General features: G+C 53.5%; 8 protein-coding genes. 4 read left to right on the top strand and 4 right to left on the bottom strand.

All coding sequences use genetic code 11. The annotated features are described in order from the left end of the window. The first annotated feature begins 25 nt into the window (after positions 1–25). A complete protein-coding gene (locus KA369_21735) occupies positions 26–598 on the top strand; it encodes a hypothetical protein (GenBank protein ID MBP7738611.1) in 573 nt (190 codons plus the stop codon). Positions 599–634: 36 nt separating this feature from the next. Here KA369_21735 and KA369_21740 read toward each other — a convergent pair whose 3' ends face one another. From KA369_21740 to KA369_21750, 3 genes are read right to left on the bottom strand one after another with little or no spacing between them, the layout of a single operon-like run. After that, the gene (locus KA369_21740) at positions 635–1,579 is read right to left on the bottom strand and encodes an acetylxylan esterase (GenBank protein MBP7738612.1); all 945 of its coding nucleotides are present in this window, start codon (positions 1,577–1,579) and stop codon (positions 635–637) included. 5 nt (positions 1,580–1,584) lie between these two features. Next, complete coding sequence (locus KA369_21745) at positions 1,585–2,022, bottom strand: hypothetical protein (protein MBP7738613.1); 438 nt, start codon at positions 2,020–2,022, stop codon at positions 1,585–1,587. A 59-nt stretch (positions 2,023–2,081) separates the two neighbouring features. Then, on the bottom strand, positions 2,082–3,320 hold the full coding sequence (locus KA369_21750; GenBank protein MBP7738614.1) for a HEAT repeat domain-containing protein: 1,239 nt from the start codon (positions 3,318–3,320) through the stop codon (positions 2,082–2,084). Between the two features lie 175 nt (positions 3,321–3,495). Between KA369_21750 and KA369_21755 the strand changes: the two genes are divergently transcribed. Then, positions 3,496–5,562: a hypothetical protein gene (locus KA369_21755; GenBank protein MBP7738615.1), complete on the top strand. Its 2,067-nt coding sequence runs from the start codon at positions 3,496–3,498 to the stop codon at positions 5,560–5,562. A gap of 208 nt (positions 5,563–5,770) precedes the next feature. Here the strand turns inward: KA369_21755 and KA369_21760 are convergent, their stop codons facing one another. Further along, entirely contained in the window at positions 5,771–6,073 is a 303-nt protein-coding gene (locus KA369_21760) for an MTH1187 family thiamine-binding protein (GenBank protein ID MBP7738616.1), read from the bottom strand. 518 nt (positions 6,074–6,591) lie between these two features. On the opposite strand from KA369_21760, the gene KA369_21765 reads away from it, so the two are divergent. After that, positions 6,592–8,433, top strand: a complete 1,842-nt coding sequence (locus tag KA369_21765; protein MBP7738617.1) for a hypothetical protein — start codon at positions 6,592–6,594, stop codon at positions 8,431–8,433. Further along, a partial coding sequence (locus tag KA369_21770; GenBank protein ID MBP7738618.1) for a hypothetical protein occupies positions 8,384–11,294 on the top strand: 2,911 nt, incomplete at its 3' end. The genes KA369_21765 and KA369_21770, both read left to right, overlap by 50 nt.

An 11,294-nucleotide genomic window follows, 5' to 3' on the forward strand; every position in this document is an offset into this window, starting at 1 on the left:
ACGGGTTTAAAAAAAGGAGGATGTGATGTTAAAAAAAGTTACCATGCCAGATATCCAAGCGGCGCTGACCCAGAGCTATCTCCGGGTATCGCAAATACTCTATTTCAGCATCATCATGGGAGCCTCGTTTTTTTTGGCCGTTGTCGTATTCATCTTCCTGCAGGGCCCCGGAAACGTCACCGCGGACGAACAAGCGGTAGACTTCATAAACAGGTTGTCCCTGGTCCATGGCGCCCTCTTCGCGGCGGCGCTGTTCCTGTCCGGTTTTCTCTACAGGCGGCTCCTCGGTGAGGAGAGAATTGAGGCGATGATGGGGCGCATGAATCCCGATGATAAAAGCAATTACGCATACTGTTACCTGGCCGTTATCCGCACGGCACAGATCATCCGGACGGCTATCCTTGAAATGGCTGTTTTTTTCGGACTGTTGGTCTGTTTTATGGCGGTAACCAATAAGGTCATGTATCAATACCCTTATTACTGGGCGAATGCCGGATCCTATGCCGTTTTCGTCATTATCATGATAAAGGATTTCCCCAGCCGTGAGAAGATTATGGAGCTTTTTAAGAACAAAATGAAGTACCTGCTGCAGTATTGATGATCTCTGTCACCCCGGCTTGCCGCAAAATCATCTTCACGCCTGGTTTATCCGGCCGGCCACCCACTGGATCGACTTCTTGAACTGGGCGTCTCCGCCGGCGCTGTTTCCTTCTTCCGGATAGACCTCGATAACCTTTTCGCTCCGGATATGGTTGAAGAGGCTGAAGACGCATTCCGGCGGCGACAGGGTGTCCTTGAAGCCGACCGTGGTCAGTACCGGGCATGATATTTTATCCGCAAAGTTAATCGCGTCAAAATAGGTGAGGTTATCCTTGACCTGCTTTTTCTTGGCCTTCAGCGTGGCGATAAATTCGTTTATTTCATTGGTCGCGTCGCTTTCAGAGATATTCTGGCTCATGGAGAGATGGCAGAAGGCGGGCGTTTCCATGACCAGGGCCGTGACACGGTCGGAAAAGGCGGCGGTGAAGATCGCGGCGGCCGCCCCGAAGCCCTTGCCGATGACGCCGATGGAGCTGCAGTTGATGTCCGGCACCAGGCGCAGCATGTCGATAGAGCGGTAGAGATCGAGGTATACGGCCTTCACGTAATAGGTGTCGCGATCGAGAATGTTTTCCACCATGTAACCGGGAGACGAGGGTTCTTCCTCGGAGTCGGCCGGCCTGATGATATCCGAATGCCCCCGGAGGGTCATGAAGAAATACGCCGCTGATTCATCCAGGTTCTGCTGCTGGTACCGGACCTCGCTATTGTAGTCGTGGACATGGAGGATGACTTTCGGCTTGAGCGTGCCCCGGGGTATCAGGAGCTCGCCTGTTATGGCCGTTTTGGTGAACCCCTTGTAGGTGACATCATAGCAGGCGAAGCGGTGCGTCGATTTGCGGCCGTTCTTGACCAGCTCCGTCTCCAGGGGGATCTTCCTGATCTCGGCGATGGATTTCTCCCAGAACTGGTCAAAGTCGCTCTTTTTATCCAGGGGGGGGAGGTTCAGGAAATATTTGTCGAAATTGCTGAGGGGCATCGCTTTTAATTATTGGTCAATTTATAAAGTAGATAGTAATTGTTGCTGAGCAGAATATAGAGCAGAAATATCAGCACCGAGGAGGTGACGATAAAAAAGAAGAATATCGAAATATAGTAAAGGGGTTTGCGCGCCAGGTACGTGACGATCTCGCGGACCGCCAGGCCCTCTTTCCTGAGGCGGTGGATCTTCAGGCCGAGGATAATGATCAAGATGGCCGCAATCCCGAAAATGGAAAGGTCCTTGACGATGAAGTTGAAGGCGCTCTTGTTATTCACCGCGAAGATGGTGATGGGGTAGATCAGGAGGTTCATGATGACCACCGATATGACGGCAACCGCCAGGGTGAATAGTGCGAGGGTCGATATATCCTTGAACCGGTCGCGGAGCTTCATTTTTTCATAGAGATTGCCGTTGTACATGGGTGTACCTGATCGTTCCAATGACCGCCGCGGCTCCGGGGCCGCACGATCCGTGCGGGGGCCTGCCGGAGGCGCCAGGGTTATTTTTTCTTGTTCGTGTCGTTCCGCTTTTTATCGTCTGTTTTGGCTGCGTCTTTTTTCACGTCTTTTTTCGCTTCATTGGGGTCTTCGCCCACGTCAACCCCCATTTCCTTGAGGGCCTTCCTAGCCGCCGACTGCACCTTCGCGCTCTGATCATTTTTCATTTTGTATTTTAAAATGTCAATAGTTCTTTTGTCCTTGAAATCTTTTATCAGGCTGATTGCCTTGAGCCGCACCTGGGAGCTGTTGTGCCTGAGGGCGTTTATCAATTTCGGTATCGCGTCCGGGTCGCCCAGGGTCGCCAGGGCTGCGATGGAATAGAGGTACAGGGTGTAGTACTTTTTTCGTTTTTTCAGCTCGTAGGAGTCGATGGTTTTTATGACGTCCTTAATGTCGGGCGCCGCGTCCTTCGCCCCGATCTTGGCCAGGGAATTGACGGCAAAGGCCCTCAGGGTGACGTTTTCATCTTCATCCTTGAATATTTTAAGGAGGACCCCTTTCGAATCCTGCGACTGGGCCTTGCCGAGGAAGATCACCAGCTCTTCCTTGATCGCCATGTTGGTCTTGGGGCTTTCAATGGATTCCCGCGCAAAGGGAACCGTCTCGACGGCCTTGAATTCACCCAGCGTCTGGATCAGGGCGCTGGTCAGGTTGGAGTTCTTGCCCAGGTCGCGGGACTTGAGCTTCTGGATCAGCTTTTCCTTCGCGGTCATCGCCTTTGTTTTCTTGAGGGCGTATATCGCCGCGACGCACACGTCCTCGGAGCGGTGATCGAGCTTTGCTGTCATGATGGGTATGGCGGAGGTTTCTTTCATCTCGCCCAGAACGGTAATGGTTTTTACCAGGAGCTCCGGCTCCTCCTCGTCTTTCACCACATCGAGTAGTTTCTTGACGAGCCTTGCCCGGATCGCGGGGTCCTTGATCTGCTGTATGCCGTTTACCGCGGTCAGGCGTTCCTCCTGGATGCCATAGTCAAGGGTCTGTTCTATCCATTGGGCCTTCTTTTCCTCTTTTTGCTTCGGGTCCTCTTCGGCTTTTTTTGGGGCGGCCTTGTCGTTTTGTTTCGATGTTTCTTTTGCGTCCTTGGCCGCGGATTTCCCGGGCGCTGCTTTATTCTCGGCCGTTTTGGCTGCGGTCCCCGGCTTCGCCTCGGTTTTTGTTTCCGCCGCCGCTGCCGCAAGCCGGAGCGGCGTGACCGCGAGAAGTGATATCAGCAGGAAATAAAGCGTTTGTTTCATGATGTGCACCCGGTTCATCTGTTTGTTTTTGTTTACCTGTGGGTCCTGTTATTATCGGCATGATAATGATTTGACAAAAAAAATTATAAGGGAACTCCTGAAAACGCAATAAGGATGCTCCCTTGGGGGAGACGCAGTCTCACGACAAATCTAGTATCGCAATAGGATCGGCGTTTTGTCCATTAAAAAAAAATTCGGGGATATCATCCGCTTTATAACGCGGCGCTGCGACGGTGTCCCGGCCATTGGGGGGATGAATGCGGCCGGGTCCTTCAATCCCCCTGATGCGGATGACCTCTCCCTTGCCCGAACCATGACCGCCTGCTTCCTCGCGGTCCTGTCCGGAGCGGATGCCCCGGGCCACGGCGAGGCCCTTCAGTACCTGGAAGGGATGAAGGGCGCGGGCCGGGAAGAGGCATCGAGGTTTTTCCTCGAAGGCGCCGCATTGGCCCTGCGCGAGGTGGAGACATCGTACCGGGAGAACGATCGGTTCCGCCGCGCCTTTGAGGATCTCCACGAGGCCATATCCGGCGGCCCCCCGGGCGATGACATATTGAGGGACCTGGTCTGGGGCGCCTTTTTCCCCGAAGGCGTCATCAATGACGATCGATCCGCGGCCATCGCCGCACTGAGGGAAAAAAGGACCGTGCGGATCACGGGGCTGAATCAAGATCCGATACGGTTCCCGGAGCGGGAAATCCTCTTCACGGCCAACGCGCTTCTTACGGTTCCGTCCTCGCCGGAGCATCTTGAGGCGATTGATGCTGACCTGAGAGAGGCCATAGAGGAGACAATGAAAGAAGAACAGCTCTACTGGTATGACCATCCGATACCGGTGGGGACCCCGGCGGAGCGCAATGAGCTGGTCTATGGTCTCCGCCGCCTCTCCGAAGCAATGGACTACGAGGAGTCGGCCGGGCTTAAGGACCCGGAACACGATATCGATTGCGTTATTTCTGTTTCGGTCACGCACCGGGGCCTGCGCGATACGGCCCGGCCGTGGCTCGCGTCGCTCCTGGACGGCGCCGAAGGCGCCCGGGGCGTCAATCTCCATGTCTTCACCGAGGAAGACACGGCGCGCCTCCTGGAGGATATCCTGCTTCCCGCGGCGCGTCAATACGACCCGGCTTCGGACGGCGCTTTGCTGCGGGAAGTCTTCGGTGTCGACGGCGAGTACGGGAGGCATTACAATTTTCTTAAGGCGATCGCCCGGTTCTGGAGCGTCTTCGTGTCCCCTGAAATCAGGGCGGCCTTCAAGATCGACCTGGACCAGGCCTTTCCCCAGGAGGAGCTGGCGCGCGAAACCGGGATGTCCGCCTTCGGGCATCTGCGCACGTCCCTCTGGGGCGCCCGGGGAAGGGACAGCGCCGGCGACGAGGTCTATCTCGGCATGATCGCCGGGACCCTGGTCAACCGGAAGGACATCGCCGCGTCGGTCTTCACTCCCGATGTGCCGGTGCCGGACCGCGGTCCCTGCTGGGACGAAGCAGTGTTCTGGAGCGCCGTTCCCCAGGCCCTCTCCACCGAAGCGGAGATGATGGCGCGATACGGGGCGGGGCAGGGCCATGACGGCAGGACATCATGCCTGCAGCGCGTCCACGTCACCGGCGGAACCACCGGCATCCTGGTGGAGGCCCTCAGGAGGTACCGGCCCTTTACCCTGTCCCGCATCGGCAGGGCGGAGGACCAGGCCTATCTTCTGTCAGTGCTGTACAGGCGTGAATCGGGCGCCTATCTTCGGTATTGCCATGGCTCCGGCCTGGTGATGCGCCACGACTCGGATCTTTTTGCCGATACGGCCGATGCCGCGCGGACCGGCAAGATCCTGGGCGACTATGTGCGCACCATGCTGTTTTCCGACTATGCCAGGGCCCTTCCCTGGGGCTGTGACCGCATGAAAAGCGCGGTGGATCCCTTCACCGGCTGCTTCATATCGGCCCTGCCGATAACTATCGTGTGTCTTCGTTTTGCCCTCAGGGCGGCCAGGATGATTGCCGAAAATGACCCGGAATCGCTCCGGTTCTTCACTGAAGGCATAGGGCGTCTCTCTGTTTTTCTGGATAATCATAGAAAAGGCAAAAATCCCATTGAAGATATGTATATGAAAGAAAAGCAGGGATGGGACCTCTATTATGATACCCTCGATTGTGTGGAGCGTGATATTAAAAGGAAAGATCCCTTTGCCATGGTATTATTGGATAAGGCAAGGGTGTTCGTTGAATCTGTTAAGATTAAAAAATAGACATTTTGTAGGTTTTATAGATATTTGAATTTTTACTCTGACACCGGTATTTTTTTCAGCACACTCCGATAGTTATCGGCCCATTGTTGCTTTGACACCGGTTGGTGCCGATAGTTATCGGTGCGTGGTTTGCTCTGACCCCTGGCCGGGGACCGATAACTATCGGTATGAAAATGGACCCGGCACTTAGCCCTGATCCGCCGGCATTTCATTCGTTGCCCAATATCTTTTTAAGGGAATCCACCTTTCCCTTCATTCGTTCATCCATGCCTTCGCGGTAGTCCACCTTCAGCACCATGTAGACCCGGCTGCTGTGGTTCTTCATGGCATCCATGCATTCCCTGGCGACACGTATGACCTCATCCCAATCTCCTTCGAAGCAGGTGCTCATGGGCCCCATCTGGTAATCAAGGCCGCTTCCCTGGATGATTTTCACGGCTTCCGCCACATAGGAACTTACGCTTTCGCCTTTATCAAGAGGAAATATGGTAAGGTCTGCCAGTGCGCTCATCGGGTATTCTCCTTTTGAATTGTCAATGTGTCGCTCTAATAAAAGATGGAACAGGATTATTCTATGAAACGATTTATTGTTGCGGCAATACTTTTTTATTTCCCGATATTATAATGGAGAAGGTATTAGATCGATTGAGCCGGTTTTTTATCGCGATCAATGGTTTACTGATTTTGCAGTTGTATTTTTGGGTAGATATTATAATGAAGTCATATCACTTCTATTCTGAATCTAAATAACGTCCTGACAATTTGTCAACTAACTATTGAGGGATTATATTTTGACAAAAATATATAAAATATATAATAAAATAAAACTAATAAAATACTAATAAATGTTTTTAAAAAAAAGCCTGTACGGGCTGAAAAAAATTTGATATTCCCATTGCCAGTTACTATATTTAAGCGGTTGTACAGAGGATTATCAGGGTATTAATAATGAGATCTTATACGCACAATCCTCGCTCTCAATTGGCGGATTGTTGCTTAGGGGATTGGGGAAGTTTAAGCAGGTCAGTTGTGAAATATGAAATAACATCGATGATGCGGATCAGCGCCCGGACTATAACGGGAACGCCGACCGTTTTCATTGCGTCCATGGTATTGGTCGTACTGCTCTTCACCGCTGACGTAACCGCGTCCATGCTCCTTTCAGAAGAGGGTATTTCCCCTGCCCGAAGCTCAGAGTATGTTCGCACCCAGAGCAGGAACGCGTCCACTGACGCGGATGCCGTAAATTATAACCCGGCGGGCTTGTCTTTTCTCCAGAACGGCGGTATATTTTTAATAATAAATTCCGTAAATCAATACACTCAGAAAGGAGACTCCATCCGCATGTGGGGCAACCAGGGAGCCAATTCGTTCAATAGGCTTATTAATCCCCTTCAGAGCCAGTACCAATCGAACAACAGATATCTAACCTCCATGGCAACGGCGGCTCCGACTAACTTTAGCTTTATCTTCAAGCGCGAAAATTGGGCGGTTTTTGCCGATGTATCTTATTTGCGGGGTCAGCCCGGGGCAACCTTCACCCAAAGCGCCTCAACGATGGACAGGCTTCTCATCGCGTACAATACCGTTCTGGCTTCGCGGTTTTCCCAGGAACTGGTAAGTGTTTACAGTAGAAGCAAGTTGAAGCGCCAGGAATTCCATATCGGCGCTACTATCGGCGCGTCCTACGCCTTTCTAGAACAGCTTTCAGGGTCCCTGTCTCTGCGATATATTAATGTTAAGGCAAACACCGGCATAACGCAGACCCCTTATCTCGCACTGGCCACCAACGACACGTCCCTTGCCCGGTACCAGGTCCCGCTTAACATCGATACGGATGTGTTCGGCAATGGCGCGGGCATCATCTTGGGTATCGATTACAAGCCGCTGGACAACCTGAATCTCTCGGCCCGCATGGAGTATTATCCGCCCATGGTGCTGAACAAGAAGACCAATAAATTCATAGCCAATCCGGTCATAGCGCAGTCGGGACAGCTTAATGAATTCTGCGACGGGGTCTGGCCCCTTGTATTCAATGACCGGATCAACGGCGGAAGCGTGGGGAATATCTTCAACATGGCGGTGATGGACCCGCGCTACCGAAAAAGCATATCAAACAAGGTCAAGGCCACCTATCCGCTTTCCCTGTCGCTGGGATTGTCCTACCGCATCATCCCGGCGCTGAAGATCGATACCTCCGCGGACCTGACCTTTCCCCGGGCCAGGGACCTGGACGGTGCGGAGCGCAACTGGAACATGATCGGCTACAGGCTGGGCCAGAGCCTCGAGTGGAACGCGACTACCTGGGTTTCCATCAGCGCCGGGTATTCTTACAACGATTTCGGCCTGCGTTCGGAAAAAAAGACCGAGTATGACGATCTCCTCTCGAGCCACACGGTCGGGGCCGGGTGCTCCCTCAAACCGTGGGACTTCTTGACTATAAATGTGGGCAGTTCATATTCCTTCTTTACGCCGGAGCAGCACAGCCATCGCGATTACTTCGATTCGATCCTGTTTGGGAGCTCCTTCGCGTATTACCATGGCTGGAGCCAGAAGCTGGTAAGGAACGAATGGTCGGTTTCCGTGGGCGTCACCTTCTCGTTCTACCCGGTCGCGGCGGCCATGAGGAAAAAGGCTGAGGAGCATTACTGGAAGGGCATGTCGCTCTATCTCTCGAATGATATTGATTCTGCGGTCAACGAATTCAAATCCGCGCGGACCTATAATCTTTATTACAAGGACGTCGGGAAAAAGGTCAAGGACCTTGAGGATCTGCAGAAAGTCATAAAGAAGAATATGCAGCAGGAAAAGGAAGATAAGATTGAAGAGCAGAAAAAAGGCGGGGAGGTTCACAAGGATGAAAACAATTAACGTGAAACCTGATAACTATATATATGCCATTGTATTGGCCTTAATCGTGTCCCTATCATCGGGCTGTAACGGTTATATGAAATCAAATAACCTGTCGCAGCTGCTTTACGGACTCGTTTACACTACGAAACCGTTGCTGAATCCACTCGTAATAAGCGCTACAGGCCCAACCTCGATATATCTGGAACGGCCGATCCTTGTCACATCGGGAAATCCATTACCGACAGTGCAGGCCTGGATCGGTGATTCCACCCAAATCACCATGGATTATACTACGGGGACGGTGGGCGGAATAATTACAGCAGGGCCTATTGACGTATCGGGTGGACCCTATCCCTTTGTGGGCCTGGCGGGAAATACGACATACGATGTTTATGTGGTTGCGAAGAACAGTGAGGGGTTTTCTGTTCAGAAGGCTTTTGCGACTACGGGGGGTAGCGCACCTGTATTGAATCCGCTGAGCATATCCGGTACAACATCAACCTCGATAACATTGGTTGACCCGAGTTTTTACAATCCAGGAAATCCGGCGACAGCACCGGATCAGACACGAACCGCCTACATCGGCTATAATGGGATCATATCGGTAGATTATAATACCGGATTAGTGACCAACGATTTAGGATCTGTGGATTTATATACTACTACTCCTTTAGATTATCCCTTTGTGGGCCTAACACCCAATACGGCATACCGGATTATCGTAGTTGCCGAAAACGCCTCAGGCTTTACAATTCGCGAGATAGTGCAGAATACGGCGCCAGCGGCGCCGGTGCTTGGTCCACTATCTATTAACGCCACCAGCACCTCCACCCAGGTCGATATTGATGCGGTGACCTTTGTATCATCAGGCAATCCGGCGGTAACAACTGGGGATGCCTACATCGGTGTTAATGGGGCCATAACTGTAGACGGGATGGGGATTGTAGGCGGCACTTTTACCGGTCCCCAGGCTGTATCCACGTTGGCAGGGACCTCCTTCGCGGGCCTGACACCGAGCACGTTCTACCGGATTATCCTGGTTTCATCGAATGCATCCGGCGCATCGATACGTCAGATGGTGTACTTCACGGGGCCCGCTGCGCCGGCACTGGGACCGTTATCAATTAACGCCACCAGCACCTCCACCCAGGTTGATCTTGATGCGGTGACCTTTACATCATCAGGCAATCCGGTTGTAACAACTGGAAATGCCTACATCGGTGTTGAGGGGGCTATAACCGTAGACGGGCAGGGAACTTTAGGCGGCACTTTTACCGGTCCCCAGGCTGTATCCACGGTAGCAGGAACCTCCTTCGCAGGCCTGACCCCGAACACGTACTACCGGATTATCGTGGTTTCATCGAATGCCTCCGGCGCATCGATACGTCAGAAGGTGTATTTCACTGGGCCCTCGGCGCCAGTACTGGGTCCGCTATCAATTAACGCCAGCAGCACCTCCACCCAGGTTGATCTTGATGCGGTGACCTTTACATCATCAGGCACTCCGGCGGTGACGACAGGGGTTGCCTACATCGGTGTTAATGGGACCATAACTGTAGATGGGCAGGGGACTGTAGGCAGCGCTTTTGCCGGTCCCCAGGCTGTATCCACGTTGGCAGGAACCTCCTTCGCGGGCCTGACCCCGAACACGTACTACCGGATTATCGTGGTTTCATCGAATGCCTCCGGCGCATCGATACGCCAGACGGTGTACTTCACGGGTCCCGCGGCGCCGGTACTGGGTCCGCTATCTATTAATGCCACCAGCACCTCCACCCAGGTCGATCTTGATCCTGTGTCCTTTACATCATCAGGCACTCCGGCGGTGACGACAGGGGTTGCCTACATCGGTGTTAATGGGACCATAACTGTAGATGGGCAGGGGACTGTAGGCAGCGCTTTTGCCGGTCCCCAGGCTGTATCCACGGTAGCAGGAACCTCCTTCGCAGGCCTGACCCCGAACACGTACTACCGGATTATCGTGGTTTCATCGAATGCCTCCGGCGCATCGATACGTCAGACTGTGTACTTCACCGGGCCCGCGGCGCCGGTACTGGGTCCGCTATCTATTAACGCCACCAGCACCTCCACCCAGGTCGATCTTGATCCGGTGTCCTTTACATCATCAGGCACTCCGGCGGTGACGACAGGGGTTGCCTACATCGGCCTTAATGGGACCATAACTGTAGATGGGCAGGGGACTGTAGGCAGCGCTTTTGCCGGTCCCCAGGCTGTATCCACATTGGCAGGGACCTCCTTCGCGGGCCTGACCCCGAACACGTACTACCGGATTATCGTGGTTTCATCGAATGCCTCCGGTGCATCGATACGTCAGACGGTGTACTTAACCGGGCCCGCAGCGCCGGTACTGGGTCCACTATCTATTAACGCCACCAGCACCTCGACCCAGGTCGATCTTGACCCGGTGTCCTTCACGTCATCAGGCACTCCGGCGGTGACGACAGGGGTTGCCTACATCGGCCTTAATGGGACCATAACTGTAGATGGGCAGGGGACTGTAGGCAGCGCTTTTGCCGGTCCCCAGGCTGTATCCACATTGGCAGGGACCTCCTTCGCAGGCCTGACCCCGAACACGTACTACCGGATTATCGTGGTTTCATCGAATGCCTCTGGCGCATCGATACGCCAGACGGTGTACTTCACGGGGCCCGCTGCGCCGGTACTGGGTCCGCTATCTATTAACGCCACCAGCACCTCCACCCAGGTCGATCTTGATCCGGTGTCCTTTGCATCATCAGGCACTCCGGCGGTGACGACAGGGGTTGCCTACATCGGCCTTAATGGGACCATAACTGTAGATGGGCAGGGGACTGTAGGCAGCGCTTTTGCCGGTCCCCAGGCTGTATCCACATTGGCAG

Source organism: Spirochaetota bacterium, from assembly GCA_017999915.1.
In the GTDB taxonomy this organism is placed as follows: domain Bacteria; phylum Spirochaetota; class UBA4802; order UBA4802; family UBA5550; genus RBG-16-49-21.